Below are 21,956 nucleotides of genomic sequence, written 5' to 3'. Positions count from 1 at the left end.
AGACTAAAAATAATCCCACGCCCGGCCAGCTAAAAACTCAACCCCCTTTCAACATATCAAAGACCACCCGCGCAAACCCTTTTGCAAGTTCTGGGTTAGACAGATACTGCATCATCATTTCATGCTGAGCATCATTGCTATCCATTACCGCGTCATCAATAGCTTTAGGGAAATCCCCCAACATGGCTTGTTCGCGGGTATTGTTGGCAATTTGCGTCATGACTGCCTGGTTTTCCGATAACTTGTCACGCACGGTAAAAGCATAGTTAATCATGTCCTTATCACTGAGATTGTCAGTAATAAACAGGTCATTTAGACGTGCCAGAATATTCGACAGGAACTCTTCTTTCTTATCTTTCGGCTTGGCGGTGCCGATGTCGTTGCCTGGTTCAATTTTGTATTCTCCGGCATCTTCCTGCAGCTTGAGATGCTGCTCGTGGATTTTCGATAAGCGGTAATGGCTCATCTCCACATTGCTTAAATCAATCTCATCTTCTTCAACGTGCTGTTCATGCAGCAGCGGGCGAAGATGGCGGGCAAAAAGACTAAGTTTCTCCAGTTCTTTGTCATCATAGTCAACGAGTTGCGACATAAACTCGTAGAAACGAACAAAACTGCCGAGATCCTTCTTGAAGATATCCAGCTTGTCTTTCTCTTGTTTGCACTCTTTAAAACTGTTTTCGGCGTTGGTGATAAGCACCACATCATTGGTTTTTTTGGTTCGCTCAAAAATCTCTTTTGCCAGCACATAGGCATCGATAGCCGAGGTATAACGTTTCTTCCAGCGCTCAACGGCCGGTTTACAGATATTACTGATCGCCGCGTTGGATTTGTTTTTAGTGAAAAATGCCTCGCAGAATTGCTCGACTTCACTCCACAGGAAAATACCGCCAGTGCGAAGTTTCTGGAACAACTCGAAGACTAGCTGTGGATCACTGACATCGGTCAACTCAGCGGTTTGATAGTAAGGCTGGAAGGCCGCCAGAATATCATCGGGTTCGTTATAGAAATCGAGTACGAAAGTGCCTGATTGTGCTTTACCCGGATAGGTACGATTCAGGCGCGAGAGTGTCTGCACACACTCCACACCACCGAGGGCTTTATCCACATACATAGCGCATAATTTCGGCTGGTCAAAACCAGTCTGGAATTTATTCGCCACCAACATCACCTGATAATCATCACTATCAAAAGCTTTACGCATATCCCGGCCTTTCAGCCCTGGATTCATATTGATTTCAGTGAACTTCTGATTGAGCAGCGCCAGACTGTTGTGGTCACTCTCAACAAATTCCACCTCGCCAGAAAACGCCACCATCGCGTTAATCTTCGAATAGTTTCTTTCGGCGATATATTGATCAAATGCCAATTTATAGCGCACTGCGGCTTTACGCGAACTGGTGACCACCATCGCCTTGGCTTGCCCACCGAGTAAATACATCACATGTTTGCGGTAGTGCTCAACAATCACTTTCACTTTTTGCGCGACGTTATAGTCGTGCAATGTCACCCACTGGTTCAGTTTGATTTTGGCTTTTTTACTGTCGACTTCCCGGTCGGCATCTGCCAGTTTTTGCAAAAGCTGATAGGCCACTTTGTAGTTGGTGTAGTTCTTCAGGACATCAAGAATAAAGCCCTCTTCAATAGCCTGACGCATGGAGTAAACATGAAAGGCTTCGGGCTTATTGGTTTTCGATGCGGGCTCCAACGGGTTAGGGCGACGGCCAAATAGCTCAAGGGTTTTCGCTTTCGGCGTAGCAGTAAATGCATAATAGTTAAGGTTGCTGCTGCCTTTACGCGCCGCGATGGTGGCATCGAGAATATCCTCCGATGACAACACCACATCGTCATCTACCTCGTCAGTCATCAGCACTTCTTTAAGTTGACGCGCCGTAGAACCGCTCTGCGATGAGTGCGCTTCATCGGCTATCACCGCATATTTACGCTGTTTGAGGCTGACGCTGTTTTCGATGGCTTTCAGCACGAACGGGAAGGTCTGAATGGTGACAATAATAATCGGTTGGGAGTTTTCCAGCGCACTGGCGAGCTTTTCTGATTTCGAGCCATCGCCTTCTTTATTATTGATGCGCCCGACCACGCCATCCGCATGTTCAAACTGGTAAATGGTGTCCTGTAGCTGATCGTCCAATACCGTGCGGTCTGTGACCACAATTACCGAATGGAACTGCTTTTCGCCCTGCTCATCGTAGAGTGTTGAAAGCTGGTGGGCAGTCCAGGCAATCGAGTTAGATTTGCCGGAACCCGCGCTGTGCTGGATAAGATATTTATGACCCGTACCTTCAACTGTGGCGGCGTTAATCAGCTTATTCACCACATCCCACTGGTGATAACGTGGGAAAATCAGGCTCTCTTTCTTACCTTTCAGCCCGTTCCACGTTTCTTTTTCTTCAATTTGCAGATGCACGAAACTGGCGAGAATTTTCAGCAGGTTATCTGGCAGTAGAACTTCATTCCACAAGTAGCTGGTGGCGTACTCATTTTCATCTTCGGGGATATCGTTTCCTGCGCCGCCATCTTTGGTGCCTTTGTTAAACGGCAGGAAGAAGGTGTCATCGCCAGCCAGTTTGGTCGCCATAAACACCTCATACTGGCTGACGGCAAAATGCACCAGCGCACCCCGTTTAAAGGTGAGTAGCGGCTCGGGTTTATGGGTTATTGGGTCTTTGGGCAAACGCGTTTTTTTATATTGTTTGATGGCATTTTGCACCGCCTGCTTGAATTCAGATTTCAGTTCAAGTGTTGCCACCGGCAGGCCGTTAATAAACAGCACCAGATCGATACGCCATTTCTTAGCTTTTACGCCAGCCTCTTCAAATGCGGCTTTGGTGGCATACGGGCTATAAACCAGCTCTGGCACCACCCGGCAAATATTCTGTTGATAACGCGCCAGCGTTTCCGGGTTGAGATTATGCTCTGGCTTAAATTGGCATAATGAAAAGCGCGCATTGTGACTTTTAATACCATGACGTAATACGCCGAGCGTACCGTAAGTGCGCGATAATATATCGGTAGCATTGTTATCGGCTTTTTTAAGTTGTGCTACCAGCACATCAAGAAAATGGCGTTCGGTATCGGTGGGGTAAATTCTGGCAAACTTTTCCCATTCCAGCGGTTGAGTATTTTGTACAAAAGCTATGGCATCTTGCGAGAACAGCGCGCGTTCTCGGTCATAGCTATCTGATTTGCCACAAACCCAACCTTTGGCAACCATTTGAGCAATGATTTCATTCTGGAAAATCAGCTCGTTAGTAGTATCCATACTCATGCGGTGACCTCCTGTAATACCTCTACCTCACGGGCTTCTGGTGCCACCCAATCGCGTACGTCTATTTTGCCGGTGACGGCAGCGGAAATAAGGGCGGTGCGGCGTTCTTTAAGCAACTCAACCTGAACTGTTGATATTCTGGACAGATTGTCATAATTATTTCTGATGGATTCCAAGTATTTTACGATTGCATCTTGTTCGTATCTTGGAGGCAACGCTAATGGTGCTTCGCTTACGTTACTCAAACTCAGTCCTTCCTTGAGTCCATATTGTGCAACATCAAAGAATGAACGCCCGACAGATGATGCAAGGCTATAACCTAGAAATACAGAGTTAACATTTAATGTGTTGGGACGAATCAGACTTAGGTGTTGATTAATGTAAGTAGTCTGAGAAAGCTCAGAAACAATCGCGACCCGCCCTGTATTTGCACCAGTAATACATACAACTACATCCCCTACTGTCAGTCGGGTGCGAATTCCCTCAGCATTTTTAGGTGGTGATACTCGTTTTGCCTTATCAAGTTGCAGACCAAGCTCATCATTCAAATCACCACTTTGAAGAAATATTTCACGTCCTTCTTCAGTAAGGAAATCAGACCAACCTCTTGGACCAGAAGTAATAAATGAAGATATTTGCTTAACGCGAACCGATATCCAATGCGCCGGTACCTCCCCTAACCACTCGACACCAGAATCTTTCATTGGCACATTAGGGTTTAAACCTTTGGTGACGGCATGGCTAATCACCGCTTGACGTTTTTCTTTCAGCAGTTCAATTAGTTGCTGCTGTTTTTCGATCAGCTTATCTATCTTTGCAGTTTCGTGATCGAGGAAGGCAGCAATATTTTTTGCTTCATCAAGGCTAGGTACAAGCAAGAAAGAATTTTTTATAAGTTCTTGATTTAATATTTTAGCACCATAAATATTGGTTGATGCATTTTCAATTATGAATTTTGGGAGGACATAATATAAATATGATAAAGGAAGTGTAGCGTTATCAAGAAATGAAGCAATTGCCTCATTTGTATAGAGATCACACTCCGCAAATGAGACAGCGCCTACCGACAACTTGAAACTGTATAGTAGTGACCCTTTAGGGGTTATATCCATAGAGGCTTCTTTAGCAGCTAAGTCGGAGATGCATTTTGCAGTAGATGAAATGAACTTTCCTTTTAAATCAGAAATATTCACCCATAAATTATCACCAATGAAATTAGCATCATTCTTAGTCGGAGGAGTCCAACCAACCTGAAATGGTGCTATATATTTTACTCTACTAACTTTCCATTCTTTGGGAATCTCCCCCAACCACTCAACCCCAGAATCCTTATATTCCGGATAAGCCTTATATTTAGCCATCAGGAATGCACCTCCTGCAATAACTTCATAATTTCAGCGCTTACCGCATCTAAATCAGCATCAATCTCTTCTAATGGGCGCGGCGGTTGATAAACATAAAAATGGCGGTTAAACGGGATTTCATAACCGACAATTCCTATTTCACCGTCTTTCGCATCGCGCTTATCGGCGTTAATCCAGGCATCGGCAACGTGCGGTAACACTTCGGCTTTAAAGTAGTTCTCAATCAGATCGCTGGTGGCAATAGACGGGTTTAACGGCACGTTTTCGTTATCACGCAGGTCACCATCCTGCTCGAACTCTACCACTTTGCCTCTGTATTCAAATGCGCCATACAGCGGCTGGGCGGCTTCTTTTAGCCCCTTTTTCACCACCGGCTCGGCATCCGGATTTTTATTGGTGATAGCGTCGATAAACTGTTTGTTCTCTTTGGTATCCAACTTCACATTGGCAGCTTTGATTGCGCCTTTCAGGGTGAGTTGGAACTCATTAAAATCATTGCTAATTTGCTCTTTGCCACCGGCTTTCGCACCCAGTGCCGTCTGGATCTGCTGCGCTTTGTCCATTAATGCGCGCTGTGCCAGCCACAGTTTACTGTCTAACAGATCTTTAATTTGCTTCTCTTTCAGCTCAGCAAATTCAGCTTTGATAATGGCGCGGGCTTCAACTTCCAGCCCGGTAAAATCGCCGTAATTATCGTCTTGCCACTGCGCGGCGAACTCGTCATATAAGCGCTCCATCGGCGCGTTAAGCGGCTTCGGCGCAAAGCGCAGAGTGGCAATCGCCTCGTCGGTGACCTGCGCAGATAGGCGCAGCGGGCGCTCGATGGTGAGGCGGCGGTAGCCAAAATCCGTGCTGTTAAAGATTTTGCTGGCAAAGGTTTTCGGTGCTTCGGTTTTCGCCGTTGCCGACTGGCGGCCACGGTTAGATTTTTGCTCTGGCGCTTTCTCAAGACCTAATGCTTCAAGAGCCGTCGCTTCCACCACCTCAAAATCACCAAAGGTGCGGGTGATCAGCTTAATATCCTCCTCGCCCATGATGTTACGTTTGGAACCTAAAGACTTACGCATCTTGCCGCACAGATTGGTGCCATCTATCAGTTGGACTTTGCCCTTGCGCTCCGGCGCTTTCTTGTTCGACAAAATCCACACATAAGTCGCGATCCCGGTGTTGTAGAACATATCCGTCGGCAGCGCGACAATCCCTTCCAGCAAATCAGCTTCCAGAATATAACGACGGATTTCACTCTCACCACTGCCCGCCCCACCGGTAAACAGCGGTGAGCCGTTAAGAATAATGCCAATCCGCCCGCCGTTACTCACCGAGCCATCAACGTTATGGTTATCGCGCATTTTGCTGATCAGATGCATCAGAAACAGCAGTGAACCATCAGAAACGCGTGGCAGACCTGGGCCAAAACGCCCATTAAAACCTTTCAACTGATGCTCGTCGTTAATCTCGCCTTCAATCTTTTTCCAGTCCACCCCAAACGGCGGGTTAGAGAGCATGTAGTCGAACTGGTCTTGCGGTAACTGGTCGTTAGAAAGGGTGTTGCCTAGTTTAATGCGGCTAACGTCCTGCCCTTTGATCAGCATATCGGCTTTACAGATGGCGTAGGACTCAGGGTTCAGTTCCTGCCCAAAAGCGCGCATCACCGCATTCGGGTTGAGTTCGTGCACATACTCCATACCGGAAGATAGGAAACCGCCCGTACCGGCCGTTGGGTCATAAATGGTGCGAATGATGCCATCTTTCGACAACGCATCATTATCTTCCATAAACACCAGCGAGGTGGTTAAACGCACGATATCACGTGGGGTAAAGTGCTCCCCAGCAGTCTCATTCGAGCTTTCCGCAAAACGACGAATCAGCTCTTCAAACACCAGCCCCATTTCATAGTTAGAAATGGCATCCGGGCTCAGATCAGTAGTAGCGAATTTCTTAACAATTTTGAACAGCAGGTTGGCATCATCTAACAAACCAACAAATTCGGTGAATTTGAAGTGCTCAAAGATTTCTCGCGCATCCTTTGAGAAGCACTGAACATAGTTATCCAGATTAGCCTTAATATCATTCTGGCCCATCTTGCCGAGATCCATCGGCGAGGTATTGAAGAACGACAGCCCTTTGGTGGCACGTAACAGAAACTTCTCTCGCCCTTCTTCTGGCAGCGAGCTGGTCTTCAGTTTTTCAGCCTCTGCCACCACCGCATCTTTGGTTGGTGCTAACACGCACTCAAGACGGCGCAGTAAGGTAAAAGGCAGAATCACACGCCCGTACTGGGATTGCTTAAAATCACCGCGAAGCAGGTCAGCCACCGACCAGATAAAGGCAGCCGTTTGAGAGAAATTAGTGTTAGTCATGAAAATCCTCAGGATAAATCGCAGCTATAGAGCAAATGTGCCCAAGCAAAAATGCAGTTTTGGAATGCAATTCGCAAAATAATACCCGTAACGAAAACTATCGCAAACGATACAGGGCATAGAAATGAATACCGAGACTAAATAATCACTTAACCTACGGCCAGCATTCGACCATTACAACTTAAATAGCCTGGTATCCCTCAAAGCCTAACGTACGGTTGCTAAGGGCTATCACAGGACCGCATTTATAACAGCCGTAAGCCCGAACATGATTTTATACTTTAATAGAATGTTGAGCTTTCGTTATATAAAGCTCATTGCTCTACCGTGGCTAACATACTGATGTGAATACATTCGGACAGTAGTAATGACAAAAAAAGACATGGCATTCCCCACCTGCTTCAAAAGGCTAGTGAAGAACACCACTTATGTGAGACTTTTCAAAAAAAATGCTGCAAAAGAAAAGTTCCTCTTTACCTTAACTGATTATTAATCTTCCCAAAATCAAACGGACTTACTCCCTTCTCCCGATTCGCATCCAGATAATCTGCCCACCACTGAATCATCAATCTGCGCTCATCTAAGTGCTCGGCTTTATGAATATAAGCCGCACGCACAGAGTTACGCTCCTGGTGACTCATCTGCCGTTCAACCGCATCCCTAGACCACAATCCCGACTCAATCAATGAACTACAGGCCATGGTTCTAAAGCCGTGACCACACACTTCTACTTTCGTATCGTAGCCCATCACTCGCAGGGCTTTGTTTACCGTGTTTTCACTCATAGGTTTGCGTGGGTCATGATCACCGATAAAGATCAACTCACGATTTCCACTCATGCTTTTGATCTTTTCCAGAATGGCGAGCGCCTGGCGGGATAAGGGGACAAGATGGGGAGTGCGCATCTTTGAGCCACGGTGCGAATGTTTAACACCTTCCAGTGGTTCACGTTCTCCGGGAATGGTCCACATGGCGGTTTCAAAATCCACTTCTGACCAACGGGCAAAGCGTAATTCACTGGAACGGATAAAGACCAATAAAGTCAATTCTACCGCTAGCCGAGTGAGTGGCCTGCCACTGTAGTAGTCGATACGGTGAAGTAACTCTGAAACACGGTTTAACTCAAGTGCAGCACGGTGCTTTCTTTTACCAGTAGCAACAGCGCCCGCCATCTCCTGCGCGGGGTTGTAATCAATTAAACCGCTTTGTACCGCATAGCGCATTATTGCTGTGGTTCGTTGTTGCAGACGGGAAGCCACCTCAAGACGTCCAGACATCTCTACGGCTTTGATTGGAGGCAAAAGATCACGGGTTCCGAGGTCTGCAATATTCCGTTTGCCTATGGCTTGAAAGAGATTGTCCTCTAAGCTTTTGAGCACTCGAGCACTGTGAGCTTCTGACCATTGACGATTACTGGCATGCCACTCTCTGGCTACCACTTCAAAAGTTATCGCTTCTTGCTCCTGCTCTACCTTAACGGCTTTCTTGCTCTCACTTGGGTCCACACCGTTAGCTAACAGCTTACGAGCTTCGTCACGCCGTGCCCTGGCATCAGCCAACGATATTTCAGGGTACTTCCCCAGCGCCAGCATCTTCTCTTTACCACCAAAGCGATAGCGTAGCCGCCAGTATTTCGAGCCATTAGGGTGAACCAGTAACACCATGCCTTCGCCGTCGGTAAGTTTATAGGCTTTTGCTTCAGGCTTGGCTGTACGAACCTTCACATCACTCAGAGCCATGTTGAGTATCCTTTCAAGGGTTCTGCGTGGGTACAAACATTATCGAACCGGGATATACCCGCAATTGTACCCACATCAGTAAGTTGATGTAGATTGAATCAGGTTGACTTATGTTGAGTGAAAAAGCGAGAGGAGCCTTGCGGGGACTGGATTTTAGACATAAAAAAAGACGTCCGTAGACGTCTATTTACATACTAATGGTGCCGAAGGCCGGAATCGAACCGGCATGCCTCGCGGCGGTTGATTTTGAGTCAACTGCGTCTACCGATTTCGCCACTTCGGCACTGAAGTAGTATGCGGAGAACGAGGTGAATTATACCTAGCAATGATCTGCATGCAACTGTTATCCCACCAAGTTTAGTCTAAGTGTCGAAAAAAACGCCATCAACGCCGTTTTAGCAGCAAATAAACACTGATTAGGAGGAAAAGTATACTCGGCAACAGCGCACCGATGACCGGTGGAATGCTGTAAACCAAACTAAGTGGACCAAAAATCTGATCCAGTACGTAGAAAACAAAGCCGAAGAAGATACCGGTAACCACCCGAACCCCCATCGGTACACTACGTAATGGGCCAAAAATAAATGACAACGCCATTAGCATCATTACCGCGACTGAGAATGGTGCGAATATCTTGCCCCACATGTTCAACTCGTAACGGCTCGATTCCTGCCCACTTTGCCGCAGGTACTTACTGTAATCGTATAAACCACGAATGGAGAGCGAGTCGGGATTCATCGCAACCACCCCCAGTTTCTCTGGGGTCAGATTGGTTTTCCACTCGCCAGTCAAGGTCTGAGAACCAGTCACTTGCTTAGGATTGGTAAGATCAGATTCATCAACCTGCGATAAACGCCAAATATTGTCGTCATAAGTGGCTGTTGCGGCGTAACGCACCGAAAGCAGGCGATCTTGTTTATCAAAATGATAAATGTTAACCCCGGTCAGTTCATTGTCACCCGATACCCGCTGGATATAGATAAAGTCAGAACCGTCTTTCGCCCACAGACCCGATTGCGTTGATAAGAGTGAACCGCCATACATCTGCTGAGCGCGGAAATTACGCGCCATCTGCTCACCTTGAGGCGCAACCCACTCGCCGATCGCCATTGTCAACAATACCAGCGGAATCGCGGTTTTCATCACCGACGCAGCGATTTGCATGCGGGTAAAACCTGATGCCTGCATCACCACCAGTTCACTGCGAGTCGCTAATGACCCAAGACCCAGCAATGCGCCTAATAGCGCCGCCATCGGGAAAAAGATCTCAATATCCTTAGGGATACTCAGTAGGGTGTACATGCCAGCGGAAACTGCTGAGTAGTCACCCTGCCCGACTTTACGTAGCTGATCGACAAACTTGATGATGCCAGAGAGCGATACCAGCATGAATAACGTCATCAAAATGGTATTGAGGATAGTCCGTCCGATATAACGGTCTAATACACCAAACATCAGGCAGCACCTCTCAATCGCGCACGTAACTTACGAGCCGGCAGGCCATCCCACAGGTTCAATACCACCGCAACCGCCAGATATGCACCGTTTACGGTCCACATCCAGACAAGTGGGTCCAGCTTGCCGTTACCTGCATTAGAGCGCAGGGAGCTTTGTAACAGGAAGAAAATCAAATACAGCAACATTGCCGGCAACATGCTCAGCACTCGCCCCTGACGTGGATTGACAACACTCAGTGGCACCACCAACAACGCCATGATAATCACCGATACAATCAGTGTCAGACGCCAATGAAACTCTGCGCGGGCATCGGGTTCATTTGCACGCCATAGCTGTTTCATGCTCATCTGTTCAGCCACATTGTTGTTTTGTTGCACTTCCTGATGGCCGATTATTGCTTGGTAATCAACAAAATCAGTGATGCGGAAATCGCGCAACAACGCGGTGCCTTCATAGCGGGTACCTTTGTTTAAAATAACCACTTGTGAGCCATCTGGCCGTTCGGTCATATGGCCGCTATCTGCCACAACCACAGAGGGGCGTTGATTACCGTTTGGCCGCAATTGTGCCAAAAATACACGGTTAAACTCTTTGCCTGTCACATTACCGATAAATAAGGCTGAATTGCCATCGGTTGAAGACTTAAACTGCCCACCGGCCAAAGCGGCCAGGCTTGGGTTAGCGCGGGCGTCGTTCAATACTTCATCTTGATGTTTAGAAGACCACGGACCAAGCCAAATGGTATTAACCGCCGCCAGAGCAGAAGTCACCAGCGCCAGAATCAATGCAGCCATTATGAGGGATTTTTTGCCCATGCCGCAGGCATGCATCACGGTGATTTCACTCTCCGTGTACAATTTGCCCAACGTCATCAGCAGGCCAAGGAATAAGCTCAATGGCAGGATAAGTTGTGCCATTTCCGGCACACCGAGCCCCAAAAGGGATAAAACCAGGTTTGTCGGTATTTCACCATCGACCGCAGCGCCTAATATCCGTACTAACTTCTGACTAAAGAAGATTAATAGCAGGATGAACAGAATCGCAATTTGGCTCTTAAGTGTTTCCCGTACCAGATATCTAATGATGATCACGCTAATACGCCTGTGAAAACTTGTCTTTTTGCAGGAAAATCGATAGTTTCATCGTTAATCCGCCATTTATTCTCATCATATGGCAACCTTCACAGCTAAAATAGTATTACAGCATCTAGCGTTTAGGTGTCCTATAGGAACATGCTTATAGTCGCCAAAACAAAACAACTTATGCCGTTAAGGTTAACACACGTCGTTAACACAACGGAGAGAGATCGTTGCGGAGCGCTACATTCTAGCGGTAGCTTCCGCCTTTGTCTTTAAGATTCAGGAGAGTGCATGGAGTTCAGTGTAAAGAGCGGCAGCCCGGAAAAACAGCGCAGTGCCTGTATTGTAGTCGGCGTTTTCGAACCTCGTCGTCTATCTCCCATTGCCGAACAACTCGACAAAATTAGTGATGGCTACATCAGCGCTTTATTGCGCCGTGGTGAACTTGAAGGCAAAGTCGGGCAGACGCTGTTACTGCACCATGTGCCGAATATTCTCTCCGAGCGCATCTTGTTAATTGGTTGTGGTAAAGAGCGTGAGCTTGATGAACGCCAGTACAAGCAAGTGATCCAGAAGACCATCAATACCCTTAATGACACCGGTTCAATGGAGGCCGTCTGCTTCCTGACTGAACTGCATGTTAAAGGCCGCAATACTTATTGGAAGGTGCGTCAGGCGGTAGAAACAGCCAAAGAAACGCTTTACACCTTCGATCAACTTAAAAGTAATAAAACCGAGCCTCGCCGCCCGTTGCGTAAAATGGTGTTCAATGTGCCAACCCGCCGCGAATTGACCAGCGGTGAGCGCGCAATACAGCACGGTCTGGCAGTGGCATCTGGTATCAAAGCCGCTAAAGACTTGGGCAATATGCCACCCAACATCTGTAACGCCGCGTATCTGGCGTCTCAGGCGCGCCAACTGGCCGATGCGTTTAGCACCAACATCATTACTCGCGTTATTGGTGAGCAACAGATGAAAGAGCTGGGAATGCACTCTTATCTGGCTGTTGGCCATGGTTCGCAGAATGAATCATTGATGTCAGTGATAGAATATAAGGGTAATCCGAACCCTGACGCTAAGCCAATTGTGCTGGTAGGCAAGGGGCTGACCTTCGACTCTGGTGGTATTTCCATCAAACCGGCCGAAGGCATGGACGAGATGAAATACGACATGTGCGGTGCAGCAACCGTTTATGGCGTGATGCGGGTGGTGGCTGAGCTGCAATTGCCGTTGAACGTAATTGGTGTATTGGCGGGTTGTGAGAATATGCCGGGTGGCCGTGCTTATCGCCCTGGTGATATTCTAACCACCATGTCCGGCCAAACAGTCGAAGTGTTGAATACCGATGCGGAAGGCCGTTTGGTACTGTGCGATGCGCTGACCTACGTTGAGCGTTTTGATCCAGAACTGGTGATTGATATCGCGACACTGACCGGCGCGTGTGTGGTGGCATTAGGGCACCACATTACCGGTTTGATGTCGAATCATAATCCATTGGCTCATGAGCTGATTGGGGCGTCCGAACAAGCCGGTGACCGTGCATGGCGCTTGCCGCTGGGTGATGAATACGCCGAGCAACTGGACTCCAATTTTGCCGATATGGCAAATATTGGTGGCCGTGCTGGTGGAGCCATTACCGCAGGCTGCTTCTTGTCGCGCTTTACCCGTAAATATAGCTGGGCGCATCTGGATATCGCTGGCACTGCATGGCGTTCAGGTAAGAACAAAGGTGCAACAGGCCGTCCGGTCGCGTTGTTGTCTCAGTTCCTGCTAAATCGTGCAGGACTAAACGGCGACGATTAATCGTTTTATGTATTCCATTTGATATACACCCAAGCTCATTGGGGTTGCAGGTAGGCGGCAAACGAACTCATCCCGATGAGCTTACACAGTCAAGTGATTCGGGTGAGTGAGTGCAGCCAACACCCCTGCGGCGTCAAGGACGAAGGGTGCTGAGAACCTATGAAAAACGCCACCTTCTACCTGCTCGAACACGACACGCCCGCCGGTGAACTACGTGCTCATGAGGCGTTGGCCTGCGAAGTTGCAGCTGTCCATTGGCGGGCGGGCAAACGGGTGCTAATCGCCTGTGAAAGTCAGGAACAGGCTCAGCGGCTGGATGAAGCCCTGTGGCAACGAGCACCAGACCAATTTGTGCCACACAATCTGGCCGGTGAAGGGCCAAAATATGGCGCGCCAGTCGAACTTGCCTGGCCGGAACGGCGCGGTAATTCACCCCGCGACCTGCTTATCAGCCTGCTGCCAGAGTTCGCAGGTTTTGCCACCGCTTTCCATGAAGTGGTAGACTTCGTCCCTTACGAAGAAAATTTGAAACAGTTGGCGCGCGACCGATATAAGTCTTATCGCAGCGTCGGCTTCCACTTGACTACGGCAACGCCGCCAACTAATTGAAATAAAAAGAAAATGGAAAACACACCTTCTAATATCGACAAAACTGAGCCGTCCCTCGATAAAACATACAGCCCGCAAGAAATCGAACAGCCGCTGTATGAACACTGGGAAAAACAGGGCTATTTCAAACCGAACGGCGATACCAGTAAAGAAAGCTATTGCATCATGATCCCGCCGCCAAACGTAACCGGCAGCCTGCACATGGGCCATGCTTTCCAGCAGACGATTATGGATACCTTGATTCGCTACCAGCGCATGCAGGGGAAAAATACCCTCTGGCAGGCGGGTACCGACCATGCCGGTATCGCAACCCAAATGGTGGTTGAGCGTAAGATTGCCGCAGAAGAAGGCAAAACCCGCCACGATTATGGCCGCGATGCGTTTATCGATAAAATCTGGCAGTGGAAAGGCGAGTCCGGCGGCACCATCACTCGCCAGATGCGCCGTCTGGGTAACTCCGTGGATTGGGAACGTGAGCGTTTCACCATGGACGATGGCCTGTCTAATGCGGTTAAAGAAGTGTTTGTTCGCCTGCACAAAGAAGATCTGATTTACCGTGGCAAGCGCCTGGTGAATTGGGATCCAAAACTACGCACCGCTATTTCTGATCTGGAAGTAGAAAACCGCGAATCCAAAGGTTCCATGTGGCATCTGCGTTATCCGCTAGCCGATGGTGCCAAAACCGCCGAAGGTAAAGATTATCTGGTGGTCGCCACCACTCGCCCGGAAACCGTATTGGGTGATACCGGTGTTGCAGTGAACCCGGAAGATCCGCGCTATAAAGATCTGATCGGTAAAGAAGTTTACCTGCCGTTAGTTGGCCGCCGTATTCCGATCCTCGGTGACGAACATGCCGATATGGAAAAAGGCACTGGTTGCGTGAAAATCACCCCAGCGCACGACTTTAATGACTATGAAGTAGGTAAACGTCACGCCCTGCCGATGATCAACATTCTGACTTTCGACGGTGATATCCGTGCTGAAGCTGAAGTGTTTGATACTAACGGTGAAGCTACCGATGCTTGCAGCGGTGCAATCCCAGAACAATTCCAGGGTCTGGAACGTTTTGCTGCCCGTAAAGCTGTCGTCGCTGAATTTGATAAACTTGGCCTGCTGGAAGAGGTTAAACCGCACGACCTGACGGTGCCTTATGGCGACCGTGGCGGCGTGGTTATCGAGCCGATGCTGACCGACCAATGGTATGTACGCACAGCACCGCTGGCTAAAGTTGCCATTGAAGCGGTAGAAAACGGTGAAATTCAGTTCGTGCCTAAGCAGTACGAAAACATGTATTACTCATGGATGCGCGACATTCAGGATTGGTGTATCTCTCGCCAACTGTGGTGGGGCCACCGTATTCCGGCCTGGTATGACGAGCAAGGTAAAGTGTACGTCGGCCGCGATGAAGCTGAAGTGCGCCGCGAAAACAATCTGGGCGCAGACGTGGCATTGCGTCAAGACGAAGACGTGCTGGATACCTGGTTCTCATCCGGTCTGTGGACATTCTCCACATTGGGCTGGCCTGAGCAAACCGATGCGTTGAAAACCTTCCACCCGACCAGTGTTGTGGTCAGTGGTTTCGACATTATTTTCTTCTGGATTGCGCGCATGATCATGATGACCATGCACTTTATGAAAGATGAAAATGGTAAGCCGCAGGTGCCGTTTAAGACCGTCTATATGACCGGTCTTATTCGCGATGACGAAGGGCAGAAAATGTCCAAGTCGAAAGGTAACGTCATCGACCCACTGGATATGGTTGACGGTATTTCACTGGAAGAGTTGCTGGAAAAACGTACCGGTAACATGATGCAGCCACAGTTGGCGGAAAAAATCCGCAAGCGCACCGAGAAACAGTTCCCGAATGGTATTGAACCGCACGGCACTGATGCCCTGCGCTTTACGCTGGCAGCGCTGGCCTCTACCGGCCGTGATATCAACTGGGACATGAAACGCCTGGAAGGCTATCGTAACTTCTGTAATAAGCTGTGGAATGCTAGCCGTTTCGTGCTGATGAATACTGAAGGACAAGATTGCGGGCAGAACGGCGGCGAAATGGTGCTATCACTGGCTGACCGCTGGATTCTGGCGGAATTCAATCAGACCATCAAAGCCTACCGTGAAGCGATGGATACTTACCGCTTCGATCTGGCGGCGGGTATTTTGTATGAGTTTACCTGGAACCAGTTCTGTGACTGGTATCTGGAGCTGACCAAGCCGGTGATGAACAGTGGTTCTGATGCTGAACTGCGCGGTACCCGTCATACCCTGATTGAGGTTCTGGAAGCATTGCTGCGCCTGGCGCATCCAATCATTCCTTACATCACTGAAACTATCTGGCAGCGGGTTAAAACCCTGAAAGGCATCACAGCAGATACCATTATGCTACAGCCTTTCCCAGAATATGATGCCAGCCAGGTCGATGAGAAAGCCCTGAGTGATTTGGAGTGGATCAAGCAAACCATCATTGCGGTGCGTAATATCCGTGCAGAGATGAACATCGCGCCAGGTAAGCCGCTGGAAGTCATACTGCGTGGAGCCAGTGCTGAAGCTCAGCGCCGTGTGTTGGAAAACCAGAGTTTCATCCAGTCGCTGGCACGCTTGTCCTCTCTCACTCTGCTCGCTGACGGTGATAAAGGCCCGGTGTCGGTGACCAAACTGGTTGAAGGCGCAGAAGTGCTGATTCCAATGGCGGGCTTGATCGATAAAGCCACTGAGCTGGATCGTTTGGCGAAGGAAGTCGCAAAACTGGAAGCAGAGATTGAGCGTATCGAAGGCAAACTGGGTAACGAAGGCTTTGTGGCGCGCGCGCCTGAAGCGGTAGTTGCCAAAGAGCGTGAAAGAATGGCGGCCTGTGCTGAAGCCAAACAAAAGTTAATTGAGCAGCAGGCAGTCATCGCTGCTCTGTAATTAACCCGGGTCCCGACAGCCTGATAAGAACAGCGAGCTAATTATTTAGCCGCTGTTTTTTTTATCATTACATTCATTCAGTGTCATACCCTAAATAATTCGAGTTGTAGGAAGGCGACAAGCGAGAGACAAATCGGTCGGGAACCGATTTGAACAGCATTTATGCCAGCCCGCAGGATGAGGCTCATTCATCCCGATGAGCTTACTGGTAGTATGTGATTCGGGTTATTGAGTGCAACCAACGCACATACAGCTTGAAGTATGACGGGTATAGATGGTATTACAGATTATTACTATGTTATTACCCATTGGTTTATAGAGTAATACGCCATGACCACTGCCACACCGATCCGTCTGCTGGTGCGCCCTATCACCGTCGCAGACAATCTCGCTATCGCCAATGTTATCCGTGATGTTTCGGCTGAATTCGGCTTGACCGCAGATAAAGGCTATACCGTATCTGATCCTAATCTGGATCACTTGTTTGAGCTGTATAGTCAGCCACGTAGCGCTTATTGGGTGATCGAGGTCGACGGTAATATCGCTGGCGGCGGCGGCGTAGCACCGTTGTCAGGTGGCGAAGCCGATCTGTGTGAATTGCAGAAAATGTATTTCCTGCCCATATTACGCGGTAAAGGTTTGGCAAAACAGTTAGCGTTACAAGCGTTGGCGTTTGCTCGTCAGCAGGGTTTTGGTCGCTGCTATCTGGAAACCACTGCCAGCCTGACCAGCGCCATTGGCTTATATGAGAAACTGGGTTTTGAGCATATTAACTGTTCGATGGGCAATACCGGCCATGTGGACTGCGAAGTGACGATGTTGAAAAAACTGTGATTATTCAGGGCGCATCGAGCGCCCTGATAGTATTAGCTGGAAAATGCCGCTAACACCGCTATAGCGTCAAGCACCAGGGCAATTACCCAAAGTCATTGGCGCTATAGCAAGGCAGCAAACGAGCAAATCCCGATGAGCTGACTCAAGTCAGTGATTCGGGTGAGTGAGTGCAGCTAACACCGCTATAGCGTCAAGGACGAAGGGTAATTTAGTGGCGCTTACCGTCGTCGTCTTCATCCACCAACTCTTCACCGTCGAAATCACCGTCTTCGTCATCTTCGGCGTTCGGGTCTTCGTAGTAGGTGCCCCAACCATCGTAGTTAACGCCACAGGTTTCGGCCAGTGCAATCAGTTGTTCAACCTGTGCATCAATGATTTCAGCATTTAGTGCAACTTCACTGATCACGTCACAACACATCACTAATGAGCCATCTTCCACTTCCAGCTCTTCAGCATCTGTCACTTCATAACCCAGCTTGAATGCTTCAACGGCAGCCTTCTCCAACACGTCGAACTTCTCAGCGGAAAGGTGATGTTCAATGGTGTATAGCGCATCTGGGTCACTGCCATCGTCTAGCAGTTCTTCGATGATCAGGCGGGTCTCGTCACGTTGTTCGTCCAGCATTTCGCGGTTTGCCATGCCTTTATCCTCAGTCAATGGGCTTTGTATGATGCTATTTTCCCACACCCACGCTAATGCCTCCACTATAAACGAGAAAGATTTATTGATTAGGGTTGTAATTGAATAATTATACGTATAAATTGAATTTAAATTCATATTGAAGTTCAATTAATCCCCCCAATAATTGGTGTTGTAGCCAGACAGCAAGTTATGAAGGGCAAATGGAGATGAACAGATGAGTCAGTTCTATAAACGTCACTTTCTAAGGTTACTGGATTTTACCCCCATCGAGATTACGGCCCTGCTGGATCTAGCTGCTGAACTCAAGCAAGCCAAGAAATCAGGCTGTGAGCAGCAAAAATTAGCAGGTAAGAATATCGCGCTCATCTTCGAAAAAGACTCGACTCGTACCCGATGCTCTTTCGAAGTTGCCGCATATGATCAAGGTGCTCGCGTGACTTACCTCGGCCCAGGTGGGAGCCAAATTGGGCATAAAGAATCAATTAAAGATACCGCCAGAGTGCTAGGCCGCATGTATGACGGTATCCAATATCGCGGTCACGGGCAACAAATCGTTGAAACGTTGGCCGAATTTGCCGGCGTCCCGGTATGGAATGGTCTGACAAATGAATTCCATCCAACCCAGCTACTGGCTGATTTGCTGACCATGCAAGAGCATTTGCCGGGTAAGGCGCTGAGTGAAATGAAGTTTGCCTATCTTGGTGATGCGCGTAACAACATGGGTAACACCATGCTGGAAGCGGCGGCTCTGGTTGGAATGGATCTGCGCCTGGTTGCACCAAAAGCATGTTGGCCGGAGGCCAGTCTGGTGGCGGCTTGTCGAGCGCAGGCACAGAAAACGGGCGGAAAAATCACCCTGACAGAAGATATTGCCGAAGGGGTAAAAGGCGCTGATTTCCTGTACACCGATGTTTGGGTGTCAATGGGTGAGCCGAAAGAGGTGTGGCAAGAACGTGTTGCCTTACTGAAACCTTATCAGGTCAATATGGAGGTGGTAAAACTTACCGGTAACCCGCAGGTCAAATTCCTGCACTGCCTGCCTGCATTCCACGATGACCAAACTACCGTGGGCAAACAAATGGCCGAACAGTATGATTTGCCGGGGGGAATGGAGGTTACCGAAGAGGTGTTTGAATCTGCTCACAGCATCGTATTTGATCAAGCAGAAAACCGCCTGCATACCATCAAAGCAGTGATGGTCGCGACATTGGGTCAAGACTAAACATAACAGGGCCGATCATCTGATGTGTCGGCTTTTAATTATTTTCACATCTAATCAATAAGCGTTATTGGTGCAGGCAGATTGAGTGCGGACAGCGCGCAGCCAACGGAGCATACACGGAGTATGTGACGGCGGCGAGCACTGCCCGAAGCTCAAGCTGACAAGTGAAATAGCTTATTTTACAGATATCTTCACAACAGCTTTACGCACATTAGCCGGTTCCCCCACCGCACACAGTGGTTTATGCACTTCACCCGGGTAGAACACCACAAAATCACCGGTCTGCATAACAAACTGCTTCTCATCAACACCCGCCGGTAAAAAAGCGATGTCTTTGTCCGCTAACCAGTCAGTGTCCGGCTTACCGGCAGGCTGATTACTGAACGTCATCCCCTCGACGCCCGCCAAAACAATCTGAATATCCAGATACTTAGCGTGATATTCCGCACGGCGATTTTCCAGATAATCCGTGCAGTCATTGGAGATCAATACGAATAGATTATTGCCATCAATATCATGCTTACCCAATGGGGTTTCTGCGGTGATATGGCTCTTCACATACTCAATAGCTTCTTTTAATTGTGCAGGCAGATAAGGCAACAATTCCAAATGATGAATATTTCCGGTAATCATGGCTTTCCCTTTCGTGTAAATAAAATGAAATAACGTTTCATTATAACCAGTTCACTGTTCATTTAGTGGGAAGTGTTTAACATTTATTAAGCTGGAATAAAGATTGTGCTGCTGGACGAATTAATAATCATTACTTTTTTGTAAAATTTTTTTATCACTAATTGTTATAACAAATAACTGTTGAGACTTTGACCACAGACAGTAAAGCCATTATCGTGAGAAACTGCGATGAAATAGTCGAAAAAACAATAATTTCCTAGCGATGTTAACTATCTATACTTGCTATTAACGCGAAAACATTCGTGGTTGTAGCCCATTTCGGGGAGTCACAATGAAAGCTAAAATTCTGTCATTATTGGTTTTGACAGCACTATCTGGCGGTGCATTGGCAGCAACGCCACCAGATACTCTGGTCGTAGTACAATCCCTGGATGATATCGTCAGCCTTGATCCGGCTGAAAGTAATGAACTGTCGAGTATTCAAACGGTTCCAAGTCTCTACCAGCGGCTGGTACAGGCTGATCGTGATGACCCGGCAAAAGTGGTGCCGATCCTTGCTGAAAGTTGGCAAGGTGATGCCGCAGCCAAAACCCTTACCGTGAAATTACGTCCGCAGGCTGAATTTGCTTCTGGTAATCCAGTGCAGGCCGATGACGTGATTTACTCCTTTACCCGTGCGATAAAAATGAACCGTTCACCGGCTTTCATCCTTAACGTACTGGGCTGGGATGCTAGCAACATCGATCAACATCTGAAAAAGATTGATAACAAGACCGTTCAACTGAGCTGGAGCGCTGATGTCAGCCCAGCGGTTGCTCTGAATATCTTATCAACCCCAATCGCCTCAATTGTTGATAAGAAAGCCGTCAGCGCCAATGTTAAAGAAAACGACTATGGTAATGCCTGGCTGAAAATGCATTCCGCCGGTAGTGGTCCGTTCAAAATGCGGGTATATCAGCCGCACCAAGCCATCGTGCTGGATGCCAACCCGACATCTCCGGGTGATAAGCCGCTGATTAAAAATATCATTATCAAAAACGTACCGGACCCAAGTGCCCGCCGCCTGCTTATTCAGCAGGGTGATGCCGATATTGCCCGTGAATTGGGGCCAGATCAGACCGCCGCGCTGAAAACACAAGCTGGCGTTAAGGTGGTTGAGATCCCTTCAGCGGAACAAAACTATTTGGTATTCAACACCGCCAACCCTGCTAACCCACTATTGAGCAAACCTGAATTCTGGCTCGCTTCACGCTATTTGGTTGATTATGAAGGAATTACCAAAGATCTGCTGAAAGGCCAATATTTCGTGCATCAAAGTTTCCTGCCGGTCGGTTTACCAGGTGCTCTCGAAAGCAATCCATTCACCTTTGATCCGGCTAAAGCTAAAGAGATTTTGGCCAAAGCAGGCATTAAAGATGCCACATTGACACTGGATGTTGAGAACAAACCTCCGTTTATCACCATCGCTCAATCGTTACAGGCAAGTTTTGCTCAAGGTGGCGTGAAATTGGTGTTACTGCCAGCAGCAGGCAGCCAAGTGTATGGTCGAGTCCGCGCTAAACAACATCAGTCTGCTATCCGCTTGTGGATCCCGGATTACTTTGATGCGCACTCCAATGCCAGCGCCTTTGCCTATAACGACGGCAAGAGCAGCACTGTTGCCGGTTTAAACGGTTGGGTTATTCCTGAGCTGAATAAACAAACACTGGCCGCCGTCGCAGAAGCCGATCCGGCGAAACGCACTGCGCTCTATACCCAGTTGCAACAAGAGCTGCAACAGAACTCGCCTTATATCTTTATTGATCAAGCCAAAGCACAAGTTGTGCTGCGCGATAACGTAAAAGGCTACCAGCAAGGTTTGAATGCGGATATGGTCTATTATGACCGTGTCAGCAAATAGCCTATTCCCTGCGTACTTGAAGTTGCAGGGTTGTTAGCTGCGTGAACTTACCCGAATCACTTACCAGTGTAAGCTCATCGGGACTCGTTCATTTGCCGCCTACCTGTAACGCCAAG

14 protein-coding genes and 1 tRNA gene are annotated in these 21,956 nt (G+C 48.3%); 6 read left to right on the top strand and 9 right to left on the bottom strand.

Going from position 1 to position 21,956, the window contains the following annotated elements:
* Nucleotides 1-37: 37 nt before the first annotated feature.
* The 7 genes from Q2T71_RS01425 to lptF all read right to left on the bottom strand — a co-directional run bounded on the left by Q2T71_RS01425 (nt 38) and on the right by lptF (nt 11,298).
* Complete coding sequence (locus tag Q2T71_RS01425) at nt 38-3,286, bottom strand: type I restriction endonuclease subunit R (RefSeq protein ID WP_372557878.1); 3,249 nt, start codon at nt 3,284-3,286, stop codon at nt 38-40.
* Nucleotides 3,283-4,647 carry a restriction endonuclease subunit S gene (locus tag Q2T71_RS01420; RefSeq protein ID WP_372557877.1) on the bottom strand — a complete coding sequence of 455 codons (1,365 nt, stop codon included), beginning with the start codon at nt 4,645-4,647 and terminating at the stop codon, nt 3,283-3,285. Before Q2T71_RS01420 ends, Q2T71_RS01425 begins: the two co-directional genes overlap by 4 nt.
* Nucleotides 4,647-7,010 (bottom strand): N-6 DNA methylase, encoded by a 2,364-nt coding sequence (locus tag Q2T71_RS01415; protein ID WP_372557876.1) that lies wholly within the window; start codon nt 7,008-7,010, stop codon nt 4,647-4,649. Before Q2T71_RS01415 ends, Q2T71_RS01420 begins: the two co-directional genes overlap by 1 nt.
* A 473-nt stretch (nt 7,011-7,483) precedes the next feature.
* Entirely contained in the window at nt 7,484-8,749 is a 1,266-nt protein-coding gene (locus tag Q2T71_RS01410; protein ID WP_372557875.1) for a tyrosine-type recombinase/integrase, read from the bottom strand.
* A gap of 198 nt (nt 8,750-8,947) precedes the next feature.
* A tRNA-Leu gene (locus Q2T71_RS01405) sits at nt 8,948-9,032 on the bottom strand.
* A gap of 101 nt (nt 9,033-9,133) precedes the next feature.
* The gene (lptG, locus tag Q2T71_RS01400; RefSeq protein ID WP_083160821.1) at nt 9,134-10,204 is read right to left on the bottom strand and encodes an LPS export ABC transporter permease LptG; all 1,071 of its coding nucleotides are present in this window, start codon (nt 10,202-10,204) and stop codon (nt 9,134-9,136) included.
* The gene (gene lptF / locus Q2T71_RS01395) at nt 10,204-11,298 is read right to left on the bottom strand and encodes an LPS export ABC transporter permease LptF (protein ID WP_372557874.1); all 1,095 of its coding nucleotides are present in this window, start codon (nt 11,296-11,298) and stop codon (nt 10,204-10,206) included. The genes lptG and lptF overlap by 1 nt, the downstream gene beginning before the upstream one ends.
* A gap of 279 nt (nt 11,299-11,577) precedes the next feature.
* Between lptF and pepA the strand changes: the two genes are divergently transcribed.
* From pepA to Q2T71_RS01375, 4 genes are all read left to right on the top strand, one after another.
* Complete coding sequence (pepA, locus tag Q2T71_RS01390; RefSeq protein WP_005186600.1) at nt 11,578-13,089, top strand: leucyl aminopeptidase; 1,512 nt, start codon at nt 11,578-11,580, stop codon at nt 13,087-13,089.
* Nucleotides 13,090-13,248: 159 nt separating this feature from the next.
* Nucleotides 13,249-13,698 carry a DNA polymerase III subunit chi gene (locus Q2T71_RS01385; RefSeq protein ID WP_004704882.1) on the top strand — a complete coding sequence of 150 codons (450 nt, stop codon included), beginning with the start codon at nt 13,249-13,251 and terminating at the stop codon, nt 13,696-13,698.
* Between the two features lie 12 nt (nt 13,699-13,710).
* Complete coding sequence (locus tag Q2T71_RS01380) at nt 13,711-16,608, top strand: valine--tRNA ligase (RefSeq protein WP_372557873.1); 2,898 nt, start codon at nt 13,711-13,713, stop codon at nt 16,606-16,608.
* Between the two features lie 330 nt (nt 16,609-16,938).
* Nucleotides 16,939-17,442: a GNAT family N-acetyltransferase gene (locus tag Q2T71_RS01375; RefSeq protein WP_372557872.1), complete on the top strand. Its 504-nt coding sequence runs from the start codon at nt 16,939-16,941 to the stop codon at nt 17,440-17,442.
* 208 nt (nt 17,443-17,650) lie between these two features.
* On the opposite strand, the gene rraB is transcribed toward Q2T71_RS01375, so the two are convergent.
* The gene (gene rraB, locus Q2T71_RS01370; protein WP_083160826.1) at nt 17,651-18,082 is read right to left on the bottom strand and encodes a ribonuclease E inhibitor RraB; all 432 of its coding nucleotides are present in this window, start codon (nt 18,080-18,082) and stop codon (nt 17,651-17,653) included.
* Nucleotides 18,083-18,299: 217 nt separating this feature from the next.
* Here rraB and argF point away from each other — a divergent pair, with 217 nt between their 5' ends.
* The gene (gene argF / locus Q2T71_RS01365; RefSeq protein WP_372557871.1) at nt 18,300-19,307 is read left to right on the top strand and encodes an ornithine carbamoyltransferase; all 1,008 of its coding nucleotides are present in this window, start codon (nt 18,300-18,302) and stop codon (nt 19,305-19,307) included.
* A gap of 174 nt (nt 19,308-19,481) precedes the next feature.
* Here the strand turns inward: argF and Q2T71_RS01360 are convergent, their stop codons facing one another.
* Nucleotides 19,482-19,940: a YhcH/YjgK/YiaL family protein gene (locus Q2T71_RS01360; protein ID WP_083160830.1), complete on the bottom strand. Its 459-nt coding sequence runs from the start codon at nt 19,938-19,940 to the stop codon at nt 19,482-19,484.
* Nucleotides 19,941-20,271: 331 nt separating this feature from the next.
* On the opposite strand from Q2T71_RS01360, the gene Q2T71_RS01355 reads away from it, so the two are divergent.
* The gene (locus tag Q2T71_RS01355) at nt 20,272-21,840 is read left to right on the top strand and encodes an ABC transporter substrate-binding protein (RefSeq protein WP_372557870.1); all 1,569 of its coding nucleotides are present in this window, start codon (nt 20,272-20,274) and stop codon (nt 21,838-21,840) included.
* The last annotated feature ends 116 nt before the right edge of the window (nt 21,841-21,956 follow it).

It is taken from the genome of Yersinia sp. 1652 StPb PI (assembly GCF_041538345.1).
GTDB classification, from domain to species: domain Bacteria; phylum Pseudomonadota; class Gammaproteobacteria; order Enterobacterales; family Enterobacteriaceae; genus Yersinia; species Yersinia enterocolitica_E.
This window is presented reverse-complemented; position numbering and strand designations above follow the sequence as displayed.

Excerpts from the sequence above, each read along its gene's own strand:
- lptG (WP_083160821.1), bottom strand. The coding sequence starts at position 10,204 with ATGTTTGGTGTATTAGACCGTTATATCGGACGGACTATCCTCAATACC.
- Q2T71_RS01415 (WP_372557876.1), bottom strand. The coding sequence starts at position 7,010 with ATGACTAACACTAATTTCTCTCAAACGGCTGCCTTTATCTGGTCGGTG.
- rraB (WP_083160826.1), bottom strand. The coding sequence starts at position 18,082 with ATGGCAAACCGCGAAATGCTGGACGAACAACGTGACGAGACCCGCCTG.
- Q2T71_RS01385 (WP_004704882.1), top strand. The coding sequence starts at position 13,249 with ATGAAAAACGCCACCTTCTACCTGCTCGAACACGACACGCCCGCCGGT.
- Q2T71_RS01355 (WP_372557870.1), top strand. The coding sequence starts at position 20,272 with ATGAAAGCTAAAATTCTGTCATTATTGGTTTTGACAGCACTATCTGGC.
- Q2T71_RS01425 (WP_372557878.1), bottom strand. The coding sequence starts at position 3,286 with ATGAGTATGGATACTACTAACGAGCTGATTTTCCAGAATGAAATCATT.
- Q2T71_RS01410 (WP_372557875.1), bottom strand. The coding sequence starts at position 8,749 with ATGGCTCTGAGTGATGTGAAGGTTCGTACAGCCAAGCCTGAAGCAAAA.
- Q2T71_RS01375 (WP_372557872.1), top strand. The coding sequence starts at position 16,939 with ATGACCACTGCCACACCGATCCGTCTGCTGGTGCGCCCTATCACCGTC.
- Q2T71_RS01420 (WP_372557877.1), bottom strand. The coding sequence starts at position 4,647 with ATGGCTAAATATAAGGCTTATCCGGAATATAAGGATTCTGGGGTTGAG.
- Q2T71_RS01380 (WP_372557873.1), top strand. The coding sequence starts at position 13,711 with ATGGAAAACACACCTTCTAATATCGACAAAACTGAGCCGTCCCTCGAT.
- Q2T71_RS01360 (WP_083160830.1), bottom strand. The coding sequence starts at position 19,940 with ATGATTACCGGAAATATTCATCATTTGGAATTGTTGCCTTATCTGCCT.
- pepA (WP_005186600.1), top strand. The coding sequence starts at position 11,578 with ATGGAGTTCAGTGTAAAGAGCGGCAGCCCGGAAAAACAGCGCAGTGCC.
- argF (WP_372557871.1), top strand. The coding sequence starts at position 18,300 with ATGAGTCAGTTCTATAAACGTCACTTTCTAAGGTTACTGGATTTTACC.